The organism is Deinococcus metalli (assembly GCF_014201805.1).
Classification (GTDB): Bacteria; Deinococcota; Deinococci; order Deinococcales; family Deinococcaceae; genus Deinococcus; species Deinococcus metalli.
The window spans coordinates 43977-65145 of sequence record NZ_JACHFK010000015.1 but is presented as its reverse complement, the minus strand read 5'-3'; the positions used below and the strand labels follow the sequence as shown (position 1 = coordinate 65145).

General features: G+C 67.6%; 21 protein-coding genes and 1 pseudogene. 15 read left to right on the top strand and 7 right to left on the bottom strand.

Annotation, left to right across the window (positions count from 1 at the left end; genetic code table 11):
- Positions 1-42: 42 nt before the first annotated feature.
- From HNQ07_RS21130 to HNQ07_RS21115, 4 genes are all read left to right on the top strand, one after another.
- Positions 43-1866 (top strand): type IV secretory system conjugative DNA transfer family protein, encoded by a 1824-nt coding sequence (locus HNQ07_RS21130; RefSeq protein WP_184115537.1) that lies wholly within the window; start codon positions 43-45, stop codon positions 1864-1866.
- A gap of 125 nt (positions 1867-1991) precedes the next feature.
- Complete coding sequence (locus HNQ07_RS21125; RefSeq protein WP_184115535.1) at positions 1992-2951, top strand: hypothetical protein; 960 nt, start codon at positions 1992-1994, stop codon at positions 2949-2951.
- Entirely contained in the window at positions 2948-4552 is a 1605-nt protein-coding gene (locus tag HNQ07_RS21120; protein WP_184115533.1) for a hypothetical protein, read from the top strand. The genes HNQ07_RS21125 and HNQ07_RS21120 overlap by 4 nt, the downstream gene beginning before the upstream one ends.
- A 10-nt stretch (positions 4553-4562) precedes the next feature.
- Complete coding sequence (locus tag HNQ07_RS21115; RefSeq protein ID WP_184115531.1) at positions 4563-5156, top strand: hypothetical protein; 594 nt, start codon at positions 4563-4565, stop codon at positions 5154-5156.
- A 262-nt stretch (positions 5157-5418) separates the two neighbouring features.
- On the opposite strand, the gene HNQ07_RS24250 is transcribed toward HNQ07_RS21115, so the two are convergent.
- A complete protein-coding gene (locus HNQ07_RS24250; RefSeq protein WP_260323224.1) occupies positions 5419-5547 on the bottom strand; it encodes a hypothetical protein in 129 nt (42 codons plus the stop codon).
- A gap of 45 nt (positions 5548-5592) precedes the next feature.
- Between HNQ07_RS24250 and HNQ07_RS21110 the strand changes: the two genes are divergently transcribed.
- The 8 genes from HNQ07_RS21110 (at position 5593) to HNQ07_RS21075 (ending at position 12207) form a co-directional block, all read left to right on the top strand.
- Complete coding sequence (locus HNQ07_RS21110) at positions 5593-7476, top strand: AfsR/SARP family transcriptional regulator (protein WP_184115609.1); 1884 nt, start codon at positions 5593-5595, stop codon at positions 7474-7476.
- A 236-nt stretch (positions 7477-7712) separates the two neighbouring features.
- A complete protein-coding gene (locus HNQ07_RS21105; protein ID WP_184115529.1) occupies positions 7713-8174 on the top strand; it encodes an arsenate reductase ArsC in 462 nt (153 codons plus the stop codon).
- On the top strand, positions 8175-8861 hold the full coding sequence (locus HNQ07_RS21100) for an MIP/aquaporin family protein (protein WP_184115526.1): 687 nt from the start codon (positions 8175-8177) through the stop codon (positions 8859-8861).
- Complete coding sequence (locus tag HNQ07_RS21095) at positions 8858-9319, top strand: arsenate reductase ArsC (protein WP_184115524.1); 462 nt, start codon at positions 8858-8860, stop codon at positions 9317-9319. Before HNQ07_RS21100 ends, HNQ07_RS21095 begins: the two co-directional genes overlap by 4 nt.
- The gene (locus HNQ07_RS21090; protein ID WP_184115522.1) at positions 9316-10035 is read left to right on the top strand and encodes a metallophosphoesterase family protein; all 720 of its coding nucleotides are present in this window, start codon (positions 9316-9318) and stop codon (positions 10033-10035) included. Before HNQ07_RS21095 ends, HNQ07_RS21090 begins: the two co-directional genes overlap by 4 nt.
- Positions 10036-10092: 57 nt before the next feature.
- Positions 10093-10461, top strand: a complete 369-nt coding sequence (locus HNQ07_RS21085; protein ID WP_184115520.1) for an ArsR/SmtB family transcription factor — start codon at positions 10093-10095, stop codon at positions 10459-10461.
- Positions 10462-10471: 10 nt separating this feature from the next.
- Positions 10472-11038, top strand: coding sequence for a DUF6428 family protein (locus HNQ07_RS21080; protein ID WP_221275270.1), 567 nt, complete (start codon positions 10472-10474; stop codon positions 11036-11038).
- Positions 11035-12207, top strand: a complete 1173-nt coding sequence (locus HNQ07_RS21075; RefSeq protein WP_184115518.1) for an MFS transporter — start codon at positions 11035-11037, stop codon at positions 12205-12207. The genes HNQ07_RS21080 and HNQ07_RS21075 overlap by 4 nt, the downstream gene beginning before the upstream one ends.
- Before the next feature lies 1 nt (position 12208).
- Here the strand turns inward: HNQ07_RS21075 and HNQ07_RS21070 are convergent, their stop codons facing one another.
- From HNQ07_RS21070 to HNQ07_RS21050, 5 genes are read right to left on the bottom strand one after another with little or no spacing between them, the layout of a single operon-like run.
- Positions 12209-12529 (bottom strand): ArsR/SmtB family transcription factor, encoded by a 321-nt coding sequence (locus tag HNQ07_RS21070; protein ID WP_184115516.1) that lies wholly within the window; start codon positions 12527-12529, stop codon positions 12209-12211.
- Between the two features lie 23 nt (positions 12530-12552).
- Entirely contained in the window at positions 12553-13731 is a 1179-nt protein-coding gene (locus HNQ07_RS21065) for a molybdopterin molybdotransferase MoeA (protein WP_184115514.1), read from the bottom strand.
- A gap of 60 nt (positions 13732-13791) precedes the next feature.
- Positions 13792-14235, bottom strand: coding sequence for a c-type cytochrome (locus HNQ07_RS21060; protein WP_184115512.1), 444 nt, complete (start codon positions 14233-14235; stop codon positions 13792-13794).
- Positions 14232-16790 (bottom strand): arsenate reductase (azurin) large subunit, encoded by a 2559-nt coding sequence (locus tag HNQ07_RS21055; RefSeq protein ID WP_184115510.1) that lies wholly within the window; start codon positions 16788-16790, stop codon positions 14232-14234. Before HNQ07_RS21055 ends, HNQ07_RS21060 begins: the two co-directional genes overlap by 4 nt.
- A gap of 1 nt (position 16791) precedes the next feature.
- Positions 16792-17286, bottom strand: a complete 495-nt coding sequence (locus tag HNQ07_RS21050) for an arsenate reductase (azurin) small subunit (RefSeq protein ID WP_184115508.1) — start codon at positions 17284-17286, stop codon at positions 16792-16794.
- Between the two features lie 232 nt (positions 17287-17518).
- Between HNQ07_RS21050 and HNQ07_RS21045 the strand changes: the two are divergent.
- A pseudogene (locus HNQ07_RS21045) lies at positions 17519-18169 on the top strand (Tn3 family transposase); the annotation flags it as partial.
- Positions 18170-18325: 156 nt separating this feature from the next.
- On the opposite strand, the gene HNQ07_RS21040 reads toward HNQ07_RS21045, so the two are convergent.
- Entirely contained in the window at positions 18326-20236 is a 1911-nt protein-coding gene (locus tag HNQ07_RS21040) for a hypothetical protein (protein ID WP_184115506.1), read from the bottom strand.
- 87 nt (positions 20237-20323) lie between these two features.
- Here HNQ07_RS21040 and HNQ07_RS21035 point away from each other — a divergent pair, with 87 nt between their 5' ends.
- On the top strand, positions 20324-20767 hold the full coding sequence (locus HNQ07_RS21035) for a hypothetical protein (RefSeq protein ID WP_184115504.1): 444 nt from the start codon (positions 20324-20326) through the stop codon (positions 20765-20767).
- Positions 20768-20785: 18 nt separating this feature from the next.
- Positions 20786-21115, top strand: a complete 330-nt coding sequence (locus HNQ07_RS21030) for a hypothetical protein (RefSeq protein WP_184115502.1) — start codon at positions 20786-20788, stop codon at positions 21113-21115.
- Positions 21116-21169: the final 54 nt, after the last annotated feature.

Below are 21169 nucleotides of genomic sequence, written 5' to 3'. Positions count from 1 at the left end.
GAGACGGTGGAGCGCGCCCGCATTGATGGAGGAGTTCGCAGAATGATCATTCACTATCACTGGTTCCTCCTGCGCCTGCTGTCGTTTTACGGAGCAGTGGCGCTGGGGTTGCATGCCGTTTTGAGCGGCGGCCTGGTCTGGCTAGCGCCTGCGCTGGGAATGCTGGTGTTTGGCATCTGGTTTTTCGATGGTCGAGATGCAAAGTTTCGCGCGATGTACAAAGCGCACTGGGCCAGGCCGGACGAGATCAAAGACGCCATGGTGAAGCAGCTCAATGGAGACGAGGTGCTGCTGGGGTATGCCTACGACAAGATGGTGGGCCTGCGCGCTGGTTTGGCCGGGCGCAAGGAGGTGGGGCACGTGCTGTTCGTTGGGCCGACGCGTGCAGGGAAGGGTTTGAATGCCACGTCGAACCTGCTGAACTGGCGCGGCAGCGTGGTCGTGATTGACATTAAGGGCGAGTTCTACAACATGACGGCGGGCTACCGCAGTCAGGTGATGAACCAGGACGTGTACGTGCTGAACCCGAGCACGGGTGCCCCCAGCAACCAGTTCGACCCCTTCGCGGAACGCGATACGCCCGAGCAGTTGCAGGCCACGGCTGAAGCGATTCTCAACCCGGACGGTGACGGGAGCAACAAGGCCTTTGCCTTGCGCGCCAGTTTCATTCTGACCGCTGCCATGATGGTGGCCAAAGAGAAGAATGTGCCAGTGCTGCCCTTCATTCGTGACTGCCTGGGCATGGGCTGTGAGCGTGCTTGCCTGATGCTGGAGAAGGAGAGCAGGGATCCGGAGGTTCACCGCAATCTGAGCTTCTTCGTGGGCATGAAGCCGAGCGAGTACAACTGGGAAGGGTTTGGCAATGATAAGTTCCTCAATAACAGTTGGATCAATCTCATTGCCAAGATGAAATACTTGATGTCACAGGGCATCATCAACATGACCAGCGGGACTGATTTTAAGGCAACGGATCTGCTGAGAAAGCGAACCAGCCTGTACATGGTGTTCCGAGAGAGCGACCTCAAGTACACAGTTCACAGTTTCGGTGCCGTCATTTTGGCCATTATTGAGTCGATTATTAAGAGCTACGACATGGAACCGAACGGCGAATTTGTACCTATCATGTTTGTCTTCGACGAGGCCGGACGCCTCGCGGTGCCGATGCTGGACGACTTGATTTCCACGGTGGCCGGACGCGGCATGATCGCGCTGGTGTACGTGCAGGCGCTATCGCAACTGGACAAGAATTACGGTGAGGACGGCGCAGACACGGTCAAGAGCGGCACTCACACGAAGGTCTTCTACACGCCGAAGGATCCGGGAACCGCGAAGTACATCAGCGAGAGTTCCGGGCGGTACATGTTCGGCGACAACCGCACCTCAGAGAACTCGGACAGCGGCCGTTCTGACACGACAGGGCTCAACTCCCGCGAGCTGATCACCACCGACGAAGTGCTAGAAGTTTCGCTGGGCAACGTGCTCATCAAGAGCAACGAATTTCCGATGATCGCGGGCTACCGCATGGAGCCGTTCACGCTGCCCCAGGCGAAGGTGGCCAGGACGATGAAGCCGCCGCCCATCAAGCACCGGACTCCGCCAGTGGTCATGCCAACGGAAGAGGTGGTGCAGGCCGCGCCGGTGACTGAGCCCGAGGTGGTGACGGTGGGTGGAGAGGGTGCCGGTTCGCCGGCCCCCGCGAGACGCCCGGTATCGGCAGCGCTCACGCTCAACGATGCCCCGATGGTCGAAGCGGCCACCGACTTTGACCTGGAGAACGACGTGCCTGTGTCTCCTGCGCCGCAGGTGGACGTGGACGATCTGGCCGACGACCTGGCTGCGTTTGAGCGCGCCATCCGCCGGCCCTGACTTCTACCGCCCCGCTTTTCACGTAAACGATCACGAGATAGGGTGTAATTATGAGCATGAACATTTCTGCACACTCGGCCCCGCATATCGCTGTCCTCGCCCTGGCTTTACTGCTCGGGAGTGCCATGCCTTCTGAGGCCGCGACCAGCGACGTCTACTACCGGACGGTGTCCATTGACCAGGTGCTCAGCACGCGCCCGGCCACGGTGGTCGTCTCGCCGCTGTATCAGGTGACGGTGCAGGTGATGGGTGCTGAAGTCACCGGCATCAGCATGGAGCTGAGCAAGCAAAAGAACTTCTCAGTGTCCCGCGCTGAGAACGGGAAGATGATCTTCCTTGATGTGCTGGTGGGGGCCGGGGGAGCCGACCTCAACCTGATTCTCGATGACGAGACGGTGCTGCCCATTCGCCTCCAGGTGGCGAACTCGCCCAGCGGGACGCGGGTGTACAAGTTCATGACGGCGGACGCCCTGGCGGCCCAGAGCGCGGCTCAGACCTTCAAGGAGGAGAAAGTGCCCCCCGCGCCCACGCCCACGCCCGTTGCGCCAGCCGTCAAGTCCGCGACATCACCGACGAGCGTCCGCCCGGCCCAGGCACCGGCCATCGCCAAGACCACGGCGGCACCCGCCACACAGCCCAGGGCAACGGCCACGACGGCACAGCCTCCAGCGGCGGCCACACCCGCCCCGCGTCCCGCCGCCGTGCAGGCTACGCGCCCCGTGACGCCCCCCGCAGCCACGCGGCCCGTCGCAGTCACGCCACCCCCAGCCGCCGCCCGCCCGGTGGCGGCGACACCCACCCTGGTGGTCACGGCCTGGCGCGATGGCAACGACGCTCTGGTGGCGTACATGCTCACCAGCCCGACGGGCGGAACACTGTTTTCTAACGTGAACACCTTTCAGGTCACGGACGGCCGCACTCCTCTGACGCTGGTGCCGGTCACGCTGCCCCGCAGTAGCATGGCCCCCATTCTGGGCCTCATGCGCGTGAAGAACGCCCCCAGCGAAATCACTGCGTCCCTGACGGCGCAGACGCTCGGGCCCGCCCGCAGCTTCACCCTCTCCCACAAGGTTGCGGTGAAGTGACCACTCTGCGGCAGCGGCTCCTGCTCACCACCCTCGCGCTTGCCTCCTCTGGAGGCGCAGCGCTTCCCCAGCTCCCGCCCCTGCCCACGTCACCGACCGCTGCCCCCAGCCTGCCGGCTGCCTCAGCGCCACCCGGGGTGCTGCCAACGCCCAGCGCTCCGGCAAGCGGCACACTGGAGCAGGCGAAGAAGAATGCCGGTGACGAACAGCCCGACTACGGCGGGCTCCAGCGCTACCTGTTCCATTTCCCGGATTTCCGGGCCGGAGCCCTACCCAAAGGGCGCATTCCCTACCTGAGCGTCACCGATACGTCGCTGCGTCAGGCCCATGAGGAAAATCTGGCCGCGTGCCAGAAGGCCCGGGCTGAACCCAAGGCCACCGACCCCAGTACGTGCCCGAAGATCGAGTGGAGCGTGCCCTACTCCACCGACGCGGCGAGCGTGACGGCCGCAACCGATATGCGCGCCGCGTGGCAGCGGTACGAGGACCGCTACTACTGGAACGCCATGATCGAGCTGAACAACCCCGTGCTGTACCTGACGCAGTGCGTGGTGGATCTGTCCTCAAAGCTGAAGACCAACGAGGCGACGTTGAAGGTCACGGTGGAAAAGGAGGATCTGCCGAAATCCAGGCTGCTCGGAGGCCGCGTGCCGCTCAGCACCCACGACAACGCCCTGCACCTGGACAGCTACCTGCCCTGGCCACAGACCAATCCGGCTGACCGCTGCAGCGGCGTCAACGTGAACCCGATTCCCGACGTGCCCTTCATGTACCTGCCGGGCACGTGTTTCTACGTATTTGGGGTGCCCACCTTCTGCTTACAGGGCGACCGCAGATACGCCACCAACCCCGCCGCGCCTGCGCCGCTGTACTTTGATATGAACCAGGCGCAGCAGCGGGTGCAACGGGCCGTGAAGCGCGCGCACGGCAGCTATTTTCTGGACTACCAAAAGGACGTTGTGGCGGCACTGTTCAACAAGAAGAACCCCTCCTTCTTCGGGTTGCCCTGGAAAACCCTGACTCCGGGCGACGGTGCGGTGGTCGCGCCGGTCATGAACCATGGCGTCAACCCCAAGCCATTCACGGATCTCGCGCAGCTCGTGCAAGACGCCTTCAAGAGCAAGAGCACGCAGCTCTACTCCCTGAACAGCTCTCCGTACTACTTCCAGTCGACGTGGCGCAGCCCCAGCCTGAGCGCCCACCTGCTGCCCGGCCGTCACGACGCCCTCGGAAGCCCGCCCGGACTGTGGGCCTTCGAAGAGTTCAAGCGCACCCTGCCGCCCACCAATCCGGCCTTCCAGGAGCGCCTGGGCTACACGACCTTCTTCCAGGCCTTCAATACGCTGCACACCACGCTCCTGCCGGAGCCGGTGACGGCCAAATTCCTGCGCCCCATCACATACTTCGCCACCGGCATCATTCAGAACTACCCTGCAGGCACCGCGGTGCTCCCTCAACCCATGTTGGTGCCCCCCTATGTGGCAGGACTGCCCTTTGCCGGGATGCAGGCGCATTACGACTGGCGCAGCGTGCCGGAGGGTTATCACATCCCCCGTGTGAAGGGCCAACCAGCCTTTGACTATGCGCCACTGATTCGCTGAGGAGCCCGGCATGCCCCAGCGGAACGCTCAGCCTGCAACCCGCCCCAGGGGCACAGCAACGCCGTGGCCGCAGCGGCAATCGGCAGCGCGCGTGCTGCGTGCCGACGACCCCGAAGCGGCGCCCGACTCACACCGCCGACTCCATGCACAGGTGACTATGCGAACGTTTCTGACTTTTCCCCTGGTGCTGATCCTGGCCACCCCAGCCCAGGCACAAACGACCCAACCCGCGCTGGTCAAAGATCCTGCCGCTGTGCTCAGGCTGGTGCGCGGCGAGGTGATGATGGTGGGGGCCACCTTCCCCAATGCCACCTTCCAGAAGGGCATTCTGGGCCTGCTGCGATCCAGGGACATCACCAGGCTGACCGTGCTCACCACGGCGCAGAACGCGGCGACCTTCGCCCCGCTGCGTGCGCTGGGGGCCCGGGTGTATTACCTGCCCGTGACCGGCGTGACCATGACTGGCAACGTCGTGTTCGCCGGGGCGGACACAGCCATCATGTCCAACACTCCTGGGCAGTGGTACGTCGTTCGCGGTGCTCAGGTGGGCGCACAGGGCCGCGCCAGCATGGGCCTGTACTTGAAGTCCGCAAAAAAATACTGAGCAACACCGGGGAAAACCAGCGGATCTATCAACAAGACGTAAGGCACAACCAATTTGATTGGTTGTGCCTTTACGTTCGCAGCGCTCAGACGCTTGTAGGACGGCTTGCGGCACCCTGGGATGGGCTGAGCCTAGCGGTCGCCGAAGTCCAGCGGCGCGCCGCCGAGCACCGGCATGGCCTGGCGCACGGGCCGGGGCTCTGTCCGCACTTGCGCTGCGTGGGGCAGGGGCCGCGGGCTAGGCTGGGGCTGGGTGGGCCGCGTCACCGGTCTCCGAAGTCCGTGGAACCGTTCGCTACAACTGCCGTTCTCATGTGTCCGAAGTCCGGGGGGCCGGCGAGGGCGGTGGAGAGGACGAGCGCGACCAGCACCAGCATCAATTTCTTGGCCATGCCCCACCGTACCCCGCCTCCCGTTTAGGAACGAAAACCGTGACCATGACGCCCTTTGAAGACGCCCTGCAGGCTGGACAGTACGCCACGATCATCGACGGCCTTCTGGGTCAGGCCAGGACGGCACGAGAACACGCCCTCCTCGGCATCGCTCTGCTCAGGAGCGGCGAGCTGCCCCAGGCCGAACTGCCCCTTCAGCGCTCGGCCATCCTGGGTGACCCCGAGGGCACCGTCGAGTTCGGCAACCTCGTGCGGCTGCTGGGGCGGTTCGACGAGGCCCGCGCCCACTTCGAGGCGTGCCTGCCCACGCTGCTTGACCCGGAACTCCAGCTGCGCGCCCTGCGCTGGTGGGGGGCGGCTGCCTTCGCGGCCGGCGACACTCACGAGGGGCTGCTGAAAATGGAGCGCGCCTGGCATGGGTATGTCGCGTATGGAGACGACGCGCTGACCGCCCGCGTCACCCAGTCCCTGGCGCAGATGCACGCGGTGCTGGGCAACACGCCCCGCGCCAGGCTGCTGCTCACCGAGGCCATCCGCGCTCTGCCCGTCGCGCCCGACTCTGCCCCGCGCCTGAGCGCGCTCAAATCCCTGCTCGACCTGCAGGTCAAGGACGGCGAGGTGGAGGCCGCGCGGGGCACCCTGGCGGGGGCGAAGGCACTGCTCGTGCTCTCCCCATCGCCGCGCCTGGCCGCCTACCTGGCGTTCAGCGAGGCCGAGCTCTGGCGGCTCAGCGGGGCCTACGCGGAGTACGCGGCGGCCCTGGAAACGTTGCTTCCCGTGGCCGACGCGCTGGGGGATCACCACCTGCGGGTGTGGGTGACCTCCCGGCTGGCCGAGCACCACAGCCTGCGCCCTCAGCACGGCCGCGCCGCCGAGCTGCTGCACGGTCTGGGGCTGCCCGTGGCCCAATGGTCGGCCCACCTGTGGGCCACCGACGGCGTGCTGCGCCGGCGCCGGGGTCAGGACGATCAGGCCGCCGAGAGTTTGCGAACGGCCGCCCGGATGTTCCGCGACTCGGGGGCCATCCCCGAACTGATCCGGGTGCTGCTGCACCAGGGGGCCGCCGAACTGCGCCTCGGGCGCCATGAAGATGTGGCAAAAGCACTCTCCGAAGCCCTGACCTCGATGCTGACCCTGCGCGCGCTGCATGAGGTCAAGCCAGACCTCGAAGAACTGTCCGAGCTGGTGAAGTACGCGGTGCTCGAACCCGAGCTCTCTCCGTACATGGAGCCGCTGCTCGACCGCCTCTCGCACCTCGCAGGCACGCCGAGGCTGCCCGAGGACGGCGCCATGCGGCTGCGGGTCACGACGCTGGGGCGCACCCTGGTCACGCGAGACAACGAGGCGATCCGCTTCGCCTACCCCAACAGCCCGCTCCTGCTCGCCTACCTCGCCCTGGAACCCGACCAGACCCGCGCGCAACTGCAGCTGACCCTGTTTCCCGAAAAGGACGCCCAGAGCGGGGCCGGGTACGTGCGTCAGTGCATCTGGGACTTGCGCGACAAGCTGGGCCCCGAGGCCGTGACGTGCGCGGGGCCGTTCCGGGCGCCGGCGTACCGCCTGGGGCCGGGCATGGCGGTGGAGCTGGATGTCGAAGAATTGCTCACCGCCATCGCCCACCACGAGGTGGCCCGGGCGCTGGCCCTGTACCGGGGAGAGTTCCTGCCGTGGGTGGAGCACTCGGACTGGGTGGCGCAGAAGCGCGACGAGGCGCGGCTGGCGCTGACCATCGAGCTGCGCCGGGAAATGGAGCACGCCCGCACGCGGGGTGACGAGCGGCGGGTGGTGCTGTACGCCAACCAGCTCCTGCAGGCCGATCCCCTGGATGTGGACGCCCTGCGTGAGCGGGTGCGGGCGGCCACGGCGGCCGGGGCGCCGGCGCCCGAGCTGGCGCGCTACACGGCCGAGCTGGGCCGGGTCTTTCACTAGGCAGGTCACCACGGCCAGAAGCGAACGCGCCAGCCGGGCCGACTCGATAACGGGGTAACCTCAGGGCCGGAACCATTTTTCCCGCTTGGCGGCCAGTTCGCCCTCGGTGACCCTGAATCTGGCGGTGTGTGTCGGCCACTCCTGCGGGTGACCCTCCACCGGCCCTGGCCGAAGCCACCAACCCCCTTGACCTCCAGCTGACATAATGAATTGGCTTGATCTGTTAGGCTGCCGGCATGATCCGTGTCCTGATCCTGTGCACGCACAACAGCGCCCGCAGCCAGATGGCCGAGGCCCTGACCCGCGACGCCGCCCGGCGAGCCGGACTCGATCTGGACGTCCATTCCGCCGGCACCGAGGCCACCCGCGTCAAGGATGAGGCGAAGACCGTCATGGTCGAGCTTGGTCTCAGTCTGGATGCGCACACCAGCAAGACCCTCTATGACGTTCCGGACGCCATGAACTTCGACTACGTGGTCACGGTCTGCGACAGCGCCGCCGAGTCCTGTCCGGTCTATCCGGGGAAAACCGAGCGTCGTCACTACCCCTTCACCGATCCCTCTGGGGGCAGCCTCGACCGGTGGCGCCAGGTGCGCGACCAGCTCCGGACTCAGTTTGATGCGTTCGTGCAACGCCTGAAGGACGGCCAGCCGGCGCCGCCCAGCTATGACGACAGCCCCGCCGTGCTGGTCACCTGAATGGACGTCCCCCTGCACCGCGCGCTGACGGCCGAGCTGATCGGCACCTTCGCCCTGATCTTCTTCGGCCCCGGAGCCGCCGTGGTCGACGCCCAGACCGGCGCGCTGGGCCACGCGGGCGTGGCGCTGACCTTCGGGCTGACCGTCACGGTGGTCATCGCCGCGCTGGCCCCCATCAGCGGGGCGCACATCAACCCCGCCGCCACGTTTGCCCTGACCCTGGCGGGGCGTTTTCCCAGGTCTCGGGTGCTGCCCTACGTCGCCGCGCAGCTCGTCGGGGCGGCGCTGGCGGCCTTCGTGCTGCTCGCGCTGTTTGGGATGAAGGGGAACCTCGGTGTCACCGTGCCCGCTGGAAGCGCCGGGCAGGCCTTTGTGATGGAGTTGATCATGACCGTCGTCCTGCTGCTGGTCGCGCTGCGCAGCGGCCTGCCCTGGGCGGTAGGCGGCGTGGTGGCCCTAGAGGCCATGATGGGCGGCCCCATCACCGGCGCGAGTATGAACCCGGCGCGCTCGTTTGGCCCGGCGCTGGCGAGCGGGATCTGGACGGCCCACTGGCTGTACTGGGTCGCCCCGCTGCTGGGGGCCGCGCTGGCGGTCGCCGTGAACCACGTCCTCAGCCCCCGCCAGCCCGTCGAGGCGGATCCGCACCGGGCGCAGGAATTTGCGCCGCAAGGAGACCACGCATGACCGAGCCTGTCCCCACCCAGCCCGTCACCGGCGCGTCCCTTCGCAAGCCCCGCGTGCTGTTCATCTGCACCGGCAATACGGCCCGCTCCCAGATGGCCCAGGTGCTGCTGGAACACCGCGCCGGCGACCGCTATGACGTGGTCTCGGCCGGTCTTGAGCCTGGCGAGGTCAACCCGCTGACTGTTCGCGCCCTGCAGGACGCGGGCCTGCCCACCGACCACCTGCATTCCAAGGGCGTCAAGCCCATGATCGCCGAGCATTTTCACTTTGCCATCACGGTCTGTGACCGGGCTGAGGCGAGCTGCCCCATCTTCCCGAATGCCCGCTACCGCCTCGCATGGCCCTTTGAGGATCCGGCTGCCGCGACCGGCAGCGATGAGGAGCGCCTCGCTGTGTTCATCCGGGTGCGGGACGAGATCGACGCGCGGATCCAGGACTGGCTGGCTGAGCGCGCATGAGGATCGCGGTCTTCGGCGACGTGCACGGCAACCGCTTTGCCCTGGAGGCCGTGGCTAACGACATCGAGCAGCACCGCCCGGACGCCTGGGTGAATCTGGGAGATCAGCTGTTCGGCGGCGCCGATCCGGCGGGCGCGTGGATCCTGCAACAGGAGCTCAAGGCCCGGCATGGGGTTCTGGAAGTGCGGGGCAACACGGACGAGCGGCTGGGCGAGACGCTGACCGAGACCACCGTCAAGCGCGCCATGCTGGAATGGCTGCACGGGGTGCTACCACAGGGCGCGGGAGCGTACGTCGCGGCGCTGCCGACCCGCGTGACGCTGGCGGACGGCGCGGTGCTGGCCGCGCACGGCACGCCAGACAGCGCGTGGACATACTTGCTGCGCGACGGCGACAGTTGGGCAGGTGACGACCACGTCCGTGAGCATCTGGGCGACACCGGGTCAGCGCGGGTGGTGATCGTCGGCCACTCGCACCTGGAACACGTCCGGCAACTCGGGCCGCTGACCGTGGTGAACGCCGGGGCGGTGAGCCGCCAGAAGGATGGCTCACCCCTGGCGCGCTGGGTGCTGCTGGAAGGAGCGGGCGATGTCTGGAGCGTGACCTTCCGGCGTGTGGCTTACGACGTCGAGGCGGCCGCCTGCTGGGCCCAGGAACACGCGTACCACGGAACCAAGGAAGCGGCGCAGCTGCGGGCTGGAGCCGCCGCGTCCTGACCGCACCCCACGCCTGGACGCATTGACAATCTTCGATCTATCGGGCACCATACATTCATGGACTTCGATGTGACGGCCGACCTGTTCAAGGCCCTGGGCGACCCCCACCGCCTGCGGGCGCTGCACTTCCTGGCGACCGCCACCCCGGCGTGCTGCCAGGGGCCGGACGGGGTCTGCGCGTGCGACCTCGTGACGCACCTGGGCCTCGCACAGCCCACCGTCAGCCACCACATGCGCCTGCTCACCGACGCTGGACTGGTGACGGCCACCAGACGCGGCCGCTGGGTGCACTACGCCCTGAGTGACGCCGGCCTCCACACGGCCGCCCACACGCTCGGTCTGCTGCAGACCGCGGCGTCCCGGAACACGCCGCCCACCGCGTTCCCCACCGCCCAGTCCCCCACTGCCCAGCCCACCCCCGCCTGAGGAGGCCACCATGACCACCCTGACCGAGCCCACCCTGCCCACCGCCATCCCTGGTCTCCAGGGCCAGGTGTCGACCCACACGCTGATCACCGGTCTGCGTGATCAGCTCCAGCGTCCCCTGGAGTTCTGGCTGCACGGCTCACCGCTCGTCGGCCCCGGCTACCACGTGACCGAGGTGAAGGCCGTGACCATCGAGGCCATGGACTGTGGGGGCAAGGCGGCCAGCTGGCGCGAGACCGTGATCCAGCTGATGGACGGCAGCGCCCAGGACGCCAGGGGCGGCTTCATGACCACCCGCAAGTTCCTGGCCATCTACGACCGCGTCACCAGCCGCATCCCGGTGCGGGACGAGGCCGAGGTGCGCTTCGAGTACGGCACCGACACCTCGCCCGCGCTGCAGTACCACGTCAGCCATATCGAGGAACAGGCCGGGCGCACGGTCGTCCACCTGCGCACGCCCGGCGTGCAGTGCAAGGCCGGCGACGCCTGCGGGCTGCCGGCGGCTGAGGCGCAGTCCGAAGGCTGTGCGCCTGACAGCGGCTGCTGTGCCCCCCAGGCTCCCATCAGCCTGCAGTGACCGTCCCGCCTCCCCGCCAGCGTCTCCTGCTCTGGACGCTGGCGTTCCTATCGACGGCCGGGTACGGCGCGCTGTACTACGCGCAACCGCTGCTCGCGGTGGCCACCGAGCAGACCGCCGGCTGGAGCCGCGCCCAGACCGGCCTGGCCTTCACGCTCGCGCTGCTCACCAACGCGGCGCTGGCCCCCGTCGTGGGGCGCGCGGTCGACCGCTTCGGCGGGAAGGTGCTCATCAGCGGCGGTGCGGCGCTCGGGGCCGTCGCGCTGGGCTTGATGGGTCTGCACCCGTCCTACCCCGCTTTCGTGGCGTGCTGGGTGCTCGCCGGCGTGGCGATGACCCTGACCTTCTACGAGCCGGTGTTCACGGTGGTCGCGCAGCAGTTCCAGACGGCTGACCGCCGCCGGGCTACGCTCACGATCACGCTGATCGCCGGGCTGGCCAGCACCATCTTCGTGCCGCTCACCAGCGCGGGACTTCAGGCGGGTGGGTTGACCATGGCACTCGGGATACTGGCGGGCCTGCTGATGATCACGGCCGGACTGGGGTGGGTGGTGTTGCCCCGGGCAGCCCGGCCGCAGTCCAGGCACCGCACGGCGCCCTCGCCCTTCGTCCCCGACCCCGCCTTCCGTCAGCTGGTGCTGAGCTTCACGCTGGCGCGCATCGTGTCGGTGGGCACCGGCCTGCAACTCGCCCCCCTGCTGCTGGCCCGTGGGGAGGGCCTGACGGTCGCCGCCGCCCTGGCCGGCCTGATGGGTCTGGCGGCCCTGCCGGGCCGGATCCTGTTCGCGCCGCTGCTGGCCCGGCTCGGCATTCTGCGGCTGAACACGCTGCTGTTCGTGACCCTGGGCCTCGGCCCGCTGCTGCTCGCCAGCACGTCCTCCGTGTGGCTTGCCGGCCTGGCCATCACGCTCTTCGGCCTGGCCAACGGAGCCCTGACCCTGGCCCGCAACGATCTGCTGCTGTCCCGCTACGACGCCGGGCTGTTCGGCACTGTAAACGGCCGCCTGGCCGGGCCGGTCAACCTCGCCCAGGCCCTGACGCCGCTGGGCGTGGGCCTGCTGTTCAGCTGGAGCGGCACTTACCTGCCCTCCCTGTGGGGCCTGACGGTACTGGCGGCGCTGTCCGCCTGGGGCCTACGCGCCCCGCGTGCCGATCCAGCACCGGCCTGAATCAGTCGCAGAGCGAGGCATCCTCATGGGCGTGGCGCACCGGATCGTGAAAGACCTCGGTGAGCATCTGCCCGCCCAGCTGAAAGAGCCGCGCCTCACACAGCGCGTAGTAGATGTTCTTGCCGCGCTGCTCCGCGGTCACCAGACCCGCGTCGCGCAGCACCCCCAGATGGTAGGACACCTTGGACTGTGGCAGGCCGGTCAGGCCTTCGAGGTCGCACACGCAGCGTTCGCCCGCCCCGAGGAAGCGCACGAGGTCATAGCGGATCTCGTTGGAGAGGGCCTTGAGCTGTTCCAGGACGTCGGAGGCCACCAGGGTCATGCGCTGAGTGTAGACGAGGCCGGTCAGCTCAGCATGATCACCTCGACCTGGCCCCCCGCCGCCACCCCGCCCCCCGCCGGGATGACGACCAGCGCGTCTGACTGCGCCAGCGAGCGCAGCATCCCCGAGCCCTGCTCCTTCTGGTCGAAGGCCGCGTTCCCGCGCACCAGCGCGCGCCAGTACGCCGTGCGGCCCGGCGCGTCCCGGAACGGCGTGCCCGCCTGGAGTGAGATGGTACGCGGTTCCTTCCCCGTGAGCAGCGGCCGTACCAGCACCTCGTAGACGACCAGGGCGGCCACCGGGTTGCCCGGCAGCGCGATGATCGGCCGGCCCTGCCAGCGGCCCGCCATGGTGGGCGCCCCGGGCCGGATGCCCAGGCCGCTGAACAGCACGTTGCCTCGCTCCAGCAGCCGGCGCACCTGGTCGTGGCCCCCGGCCCCCACCCCACCGCTGGAGATCAGCAGGTCGAGGTCGCCGGCCGCGTTCAGGCGGGCCTCCAGCGCGCCGGGAGTGTCGGCGGCAGCGGGCAGCAGCACCGGATCATGACCGTCCTCGCGCAGCGCCGCCCACAGGCCGTAGGGATTGGCGTTGTAGGTCTGCCCCGCCCGCAGGAACCCGCCGGGCTCGACCAGTTCGTCCCCGCCGCTGAGCACGCCGACCCGCAGCGCCGCCACCACCGGCAGCGCCGCGTGGCCCATCGCGGCGGCCAGCGCCAGGCGGGCGGGGGTCAGCCGCGTGCCGGCCTCCAGCACGGGGTCACCGGCCTGGAAGTCGCTGCCCTGTGCCCGCACGTCGGACGGGCGCGCCGGGGCAAGCAGGGTGACGATCTCCCCATCCAGCCGCAGGTCTTCACGCCGGCAGACCGCGTCGGCCCCGGCCGGCATGACCGCACCCGTCGAGATGCGCACGGCTTCGCCCGGCCCCAGCGTGCCGACGAAGGGCGCTCCGGCGCGGGACTCGCCGACCAGCTTCAGGGTGACCGGTACCTGCGCCGCGTCGGCTGCGCGGCAGGCCACGCCGTCCATGGCGCTTTCTGTGGCACTGGGATGATCCGCCCGGGCGCTCAGGGGGGAGGCGAGCACCCGCCCCAGGCCCCCGGTGAGGGGCACCTCCTCGGCCCGGCGTGCGGGCAGCAGGTGCTGGAGCGCGGCCAGGGCCTCTGGCAGCGTGGCGTGAACCAGGGTGGATGGACGGGCAGTCATGGTTGGCCTCCAGGGAGCTGGCCGGTCGGCATCGTCCCGACCGGCCAGCTCACGACCCCATCACTTCACAGGGGGGCGGGTTTTCAGGACGGCAGCCGGCGTGAGTGCCTTGGCCCGCAGCTTCGCGAGTTCAGCCGCCGTGAACGGTTTCTGCCCGGCCGGCCACTTGTTCCCGAAACTGGTGGCCACATGGTTCAGCACGGCCGCCAGGTCGGCGTCACTGAGCTGCTTCTGGCCGGGCATCACGCCGGCGTAGGTCTGGCCGTTCACCTTGATGGAACCCTGCAGGCCGTAGAGCGCCACGTGCCCGACATAAGCGCGGCCTGTGGCGCCGGCGGCCAGCAGCTTCGTGAAGTGGCCGGCGAGGGGTGGGAAAGCCCCAGGGACGCCCTTGCCGGTCGCCTGATGGCACCCGGCGCAGTTGGCCTGGTAGACGGCTGCGCCGGTGGCGGCAGAGGCAGAGGCGCCCAGGGCCAGGGCGGTCAGGACGAGAAATCTGTTCATCGGAATTCGTTGCCCTCCAGGGCGCTGGTCACGGACGCCACCGAGGCCAGCCGCCCCGAGGTCCTGCGGATGCTCACCCGGGTGCCCTTGTACCAGGGGATGGTGGTCTTGGGGTCGGTGTAGTTGCTGATCATGCTGTTGGATGTGCCGCGCGGGTGGTACTGCAGCGCGAAGATCATGCCCGGCCGCACCGCGTCGGTGAGGTGCACCAGGAAGGTGCCGTTGCCCTCCATGTTGGACACCTCGGCGATGTCGCCCGCCGCGAGACCCAGCTTCGCGCCGTCCTGCGGGTGCAGTTCGATGTACGGCAGCGGCACATTCAGCATCTTCTCGGCAATGCGGCGGTCGTGGTAGGCCGTCTGCCAGATGGTCTGGTTGCGGCCGGTGGTCATCCAGAACGGGTACTGCCTGGCCATGTCGCCGTGCAGGTACTTGTCGATCTGCTCGGGGTAGCCGGCCCAGGCGTCGGTGCCGTACCACTTGAACTTGCCGGAGTCGGTGGCGAAGCGCTGTGAGTAGCGCCGTTTGGTACCAACGACCTTGCCGCCTTCCTGGCGCACCGGGGTCTGGACGCCCTTCTGCCCGAGCTGTTTGAGCATGGCGTAGGTGACGCCCTTGTAGTTCTCAGCTTCCAGGGTGGCCTCGTCGGCCGGGCTGACGGCGTTGTCCTTGAAGGCCTTGCTGCCCTCCAGGAAGGGATCCTCGTCCTTCTTCCATGACGTCATGCCGCTGAAGCGCGCCACGGCCTCGGTGTTGCCCTCGGCCCTGTACAGGTCAGCCAGCCGGCCCGCGACGAGCGACATGATCTGCCAGTCGGGTTTGGCGTCGCCGGGGGGATCCATGAACTGCTCGTAGAGGCGCAGCAGGCGGCTGTTGCAGTTGATGGAGGTGAGGTTCGCCTCGCCCCAGCCCGCCGCCGGCAGCACCAGGTGCGCGGCCTGCGCGGTCTCGGTCATGTACAGATCCTGCACGACCATGAACAGGCCGTCGCCGCTGCCGACCTGCTCGAGCACCCGGTCGATCAGGCCCTGGGTGGTGCCGGGCTCGCCCATGACGCCGTCCAGACTCAGGGCGTCGGTGAGCACCTTCGTGCGCGCGTTGATGCGCTTGCGATACGCCTGGTTATCGAGCGTGGTCAGGAAGGGGTTGGTGCCGATGACCCAGTAGAACTTGCCGCTTCCGGCCTTGAGGTACTCGTCCACGTTGGGCGGCGGTCGCGTGCCGGGGTAGCCGGGCCGGACATAGCCTTCCTGGTGCCCACCCTGGCGTCCGACGCCGGTGCCAGGCTTGCCGATGTTGCCGGCCAGCACCGCCAGCTGAGTGACGGCCGCGATCTGGTCGTAGTTCTTGAGGTTCCAGATCATGCCCTTCTCGTAGATCAGGAGGCTGCGCCGCCGGGCCCCACTCTTGGGCCGGGCCATCCACAGCGCGGCCTGTTCCATGTCGGCGCGCTTCACGCCGGTGATCGCCTCGGCCTCCTTCATGACCGTGGCGTAGGGAATCCCGATCCGCAGACTCTTCTCGGCGTAGTCGGCCCAGGTCTCCTTCTCGGTGCGGGCGTCGATGAACGCCTGGTCGTGCCAGCCCTGCTGGTGGATGGCGCGCGCGATGGCGTTGGCCAGGATGTAGTCCGTGCCGAGGTTCGGCCGCAGGTGCAGCACGCGATCCTTGTCGATGCTCTCGGCGATGGTGAGCGAGGACGTGCGCCGTGGATCGACCACGATCAGGCGGGTGGGCACCTTCGCCTCGCCGGGGAAGGCCTCGTCCTTCTCGGTCTCGGTGCCGCCCTCGAAGTTCGGGAGCATGTGCTCGGTGTAGAACACGCTGGCCGTCTCGTAGGGGTTGGCGCCCCACAGGATCAGCGTGTCGGTCAGCCGGGCGTCCTCGGCGGTGTAGTTCAGTTCGTGCACGCCCCGGTCGCGGCTGCCCCACACCTCGGAGTTGTACGCCGGGCGGTTGTGGATGGCGACGTACTGCATCTTCAGACCGGTGAAGAACAGGCTGCCGATGCCCCAGTTGTTCTCGAAACCGCCACCCCCGCCGCCGTGGTCGTAGGCCTTGGCCGTCAGCGCGTCCGGGCCGTGCTGGTCGTACACGCCCTTGATGATTCCGGCCATCAGGTTCAGCGCTTCCTGCCACGGAATCGCCTGGAAGGAGTCCCCGACGCGCAGCATGGGGTACTTCAGGCGGTCGCGGGTGGGGCGGCTCTCGTCGAAAAGCGTCAGCGCGTTGGAGCCGCCGCGGCTGGAGTGGTCGCCGTTGCGGTTGATCGGGGAATCCTTGGCGGGCACGATCGCGACGTTCATCTGCTTCCCGCCGCGCGTGATCACCGAGTGCATGGCCTCGGTGTAGGGTTGCCCCGCGATCGGTGGTTGCGGCGCTGTGAAGTCTCGGCCGAAGGCGTTCTGGTTCGCGGCCAGGCCGCCGTCTTTCCCAGCTGGCCAGACGTACACCTTGTAGCCGCAGCCGACCGTGCAGTACTGGCAGACGGTGTTGTGTACCTCGGCACCCTTGGGCGGCAGGGGCAATTGGTCGTAGCGCTTGTAGACGGCCATGTCAGGCTCCCTTGGACAGGATGTTGCGCGCGCGGCCCCAGATCAGGCCCTCGACCGCCACGGCGTAGATGTCCCCGGCCGCGTCGATGCGCAGCGGGATCTGCGGCAGGTAGCTGCTGGCGAGCCCCTGGTAGACCTGGCCGTTTTTGGCCGGGTCGAACATCGAGTAGTGGCACGGGCACTGCAGCCGCTCCCCCTTGTAGGCCACCCCGCAGCCCATGTGTGTGCAGGCCGCCGAGAAGGCCACGATGTCGCGCTCTTTCCCCAGGCCACCGATGGCGGGCTTGCCGAGTTTGAGCAGCAGGCCCTGCGCGGCGTCGTCGGGGTAGGCGAAGTACTGGCCGACGCCTTCTTTCAGCGTGCCGAGGCTGCCGATCCTGGTGGCCGGGTAGCCCAGGCTGGGCGCCATGGCCTGCGCCCTGGCGCGGGGCAAGCTGGCCAGCGCCACGATGGTCATGCCCGATCCGACGAACCGTCTGCGTGTGATCTGACTCATGCTCGACTCCTTGAGAAAGGGGCGATCAGGAACATACCGGACGGGGGATCGGTTCTGTGCGCAGGAAAACCTCCATGGAGGTGACGCCGCTGTCCAGGCGGCACAGGCTGAATGTGTAGTGATACACATATACCACGTTTGATGGGTTGAGGTCTCAAAGGATGGGATCAGCTGCGGGCCGTCGGGACTCCACTGGCGCACAGTGGCCAGTTCCTGATCGGGAAGCGAGGGTCTGGGCGACCAGCGCTTCTGGCGCCTGAATCGGAACGCCGATTACGGCGTGCTGAATGACCTGAGCCGGCACGTCATCAACGAGCGGCTCATCGCGGAGCACTGGGAGGACATGCTGCGGCTGGCGGGGTCGCTGAAACTCGGTCAGGTCAAGGCGATGGCCGTGATGCGCACCGTGTAGCGCGGTGGGAGCCTGTCCGGTCTCGGGCGGGCCGTGGCGAAGATCGGCCGGATCGAGAAAACGCTGTACCTGCTGAACTCCGTCCGGGACGACGGGTACCGCCGGCGCATCCTGGTGCAGCTGAACCGTGGGGAGGGCCGCCACGCGGTGGCCCGGGCGGTCTTTCACGGCCGCAAGGGCGAACTGCGCCAGCGCTACCGGGAGGGAGTGGAGGATCAGCTCGGGGCCCTGGGCCTGGTCATGAACGCCCTCGTGCTATGGAACACGCGCTACCTGCAGCACGCCCTGACCCACCTGACGCAGACCCAGGGGCCGGTCGCGCCGGCCGACATCGCCCGCCTGTCCCCGCTGCTCCACGAGCACGTGAACTTGCTCGGCCGCTACGATTTCTCCCTCCCAGAGGCCGTCGCAGGTGGTCACCTGCGACCGCTCCGCACTCCAGATCCCCTCCAGGCGTCCCTGGAGCAGTAGTCTGAGCGAGCATTCCTGTTCCGGCTCTGGCGTGACCCCATAACCGTTTAGATAAACGGAGGCGGGTATATCCCAGCGTTGTGGATCGTGAGGTACTGGTGCCCGAGTTGGCCAGGAGTATGACCTTCGCCAGGTGTAGTCCCATTTTCGCTGCCTTCAGGTGGCGCCTGCAGCCGGCTCCACGCCGAACAGGATGATCACATCGGTATTCGTGGCGACGTCGGCCACGACCGTGATGGTCTCATTGCCTTCAGGGAGCTGCGCCAACTTGCCCAACTCGCCCTGGAGCACCTGGACGAAGGCCGGGGCCTGCCGGTTGACCGTCGTGACGGTGCCGTTGGTGGTCGTCGTGCCGGCAGCGGAGAGCGCCTGGGTGTACACGTTCAGGCTGTTCAGTCCCGCGCGGGCCAGATCGAGGCCGAGGGTGGGCGCAATCGGGCGGACGCTGGCCGCCACTCCTTGCGACAGGTTGCCCCCCGCCGCCTGATACCCGAGGGCCTGCACCGGGTAGGTCTTGCCAGACTTCATGTGCACGAAGCTGCCAAAGGTCATGTCCACGCGCCCGAGGGCCGGGTTATAGGACGCGGTGCCGATCCAGTTGCCCTCGCTGGAAACCACCACGACCGGCACGGCCACGCCTGCGGCCGTGCGAATGGCGGTCAGGGTCTTGGCGGGAATCTGTGAGGTGGGACTGAACTTCGGTGCGTCCGGATCCGGTGTGGCGGGCACGTTGCCGAACTCCGCCCCACCCGTGGTATTGGCTGGAGCACCGGCGGGCGCCCGGGGCGTGGCGCTGCGCTGGTACATGATCGCGCCGCCCCGGGCACTGGCGGTGGTCACGCCGCCTTGTTCCTGCTGGTCGGTCAGACTGCTGCCCGTGCCTGCCGCGCTGGAGCCCTGCGCGGAGGTCTGGTAGACCATCGCCGAGCGCGGCGCGCTGCTGGCTCCCCCACTGCTGGTACCACCTTCTTTTGCGGACGCCTGATATAGCAGGGCCGACTGGGGCGGGGGCGCCTGCTGCTCCGTGGTCTTCGCCTCAGTGGGCTTTTGATAGATCAGGGCCTGCCCGCGTTCTGGGGGCGTGACCTCAGGTGCCGCCGCGGCCATGGTGGCGGGCGAGGGCCTGCCCTGGGCTGGGGCACTGGCCTCGCCGCCGAAGAGACTGGAGGAGGTCATGGGCGGCGGATCCACAGTTTGAAGGGCAACGGGCTTGGCGGGAGCCGGGGCCGGTTCAGGGGTATCCGCCACGGCGAACGGCTGTACGGGGGGGGCAGAGTCCTCGCCGCCAAAGGGAGCGCTGGCAGATGGGCTGGAAATGGCCACCGGAACCGGCGCGGCATCTGGAAGGGCGGTGACGGGTGCTGGTTCCTGCGGTACGTCCACCTCGCGAAAGACGGCTGGCGGCGGCGGTGTGGCGGCGCTGGTGCTGGCCGTCACGGGCTGAGGGGGTTCATCAATGGGCGTTTCCTCAGGTGTGAAGGTTCCCGTGGCCTCTTCCGCGTCCAGGTTGTCGAGCTTTGCCTGGGTGGCCGGATCCGAGGCCTTGTTGGGGTTCGGTGCACCGTCTGGGAAAGCGCCGCTGGTGTCGGTGCTGTCTGCCTTACCGTCTGGGGTGCTGTCTTCAGGGCCGCCGCTGTTCTGCTCTGTGGTGGTCGTGGTGCTGGCCGCAACGACAGTCTTGGGCTTGGGTGCGGCCACGCTGTAGATCAGGACGCCACCCATGAGCACTCCGGCCGCCATCAGGCCGGAGCGCAGCACGCGGTTGCGATCCCACACCAAGTGCCCGTCGAGCCCCCGCCGCATCAACAGCCGCTCGGTGATGTGGTTCATGCGGTGGCGCCACGTCTGATGCGGTGCGCGGGGTGAGGGCGGCGGCAGCAAATCTGCAGGGTCTGCCTGCTCCGCCTCTACAAGCTTCGCGGCCAGGCGCGGGTGCTTGCGCTGGATGGCCATGAAGGTACTGAGGTAGTCGCCGTCGTCTGGATCGGGAATTACCACCGTCTCGCCCAGGGCCCTGAGCTCGTCTTGAACCTCCCGCCGCGTCTTCTCAAACAGTGCCCTATTCATAACCCCTATACTAGCTTGTTTGGGAAATGTTTACATACTAGTATTTGATAAGAGCGTTTTAGACGTTCCAAACCAGGGAGGTCACATATGATGATGCAGAGCAAGAAGGCGAACTTTTCCCGGCTGGTGGTGGGCATGCAGGTGCGGAGCCTGGGGGACGTGTCGGCCCGTCTGGTCATGCGCGGCGTGATGGGCGTGCAGGATGCGCGGGCACGGACGCAGTACCTGTTCACGGCCGCGTTCATGGTGATGTTCGGCTTGATAGACCACGCCGTGGCGCAGACCCTCACCGGGAGCGGCAGCAACAGGCCCGATGAGATCATTGCGGGCGCGGTGTGCGGTGCCAACGGCTGGCTGACGTGGTTCACGTCCCTCAAATTCCTCGTGGTGATTCTGGTCGGCGGCCTCATCGGCTTCTTCATCGGGCGCGCGGTCGGCAAGCGTGACAACGACGGCATCGTGGGCGTCATCATCGCCATCCTCGGCCTCGGCGCGATCCGCCTGCTGGTCAAAGTCGTCACCACCTGCTGAGGCAGCCCGGGAGAGATCGTGAGCGAACGCCGCTTTAAGGGGTACAGCACCATCACCAAGAGTGGGTTCTTCGGAACCTTCACCCTGTGGGAGTTCATGGCCGTCCTGGGCGCTGGTATTTTCGGCTCCGGGCTGTCGAACGCCAATGGCGCGGCCCCCATGGTGTACGGGGTGGTGGCGGGCAGCGTCACGCTGCTGGTGGTGCTGTTCTCCAGGCGAACCCTGAGCAACTACCCCAAATTGTTTACCCACATATACAGCTACCTGAACCGAACCGACTACTACCACGTAGGGCCGGAACGCAACTACAAGCCGGTGCTGACCGATGCCCGGCAACGAAAGAGGTGAGCGGTGTTCCGTCGAAAGGACAAATCTGACCAGCCCAGCAGGCAACCCCGGAAG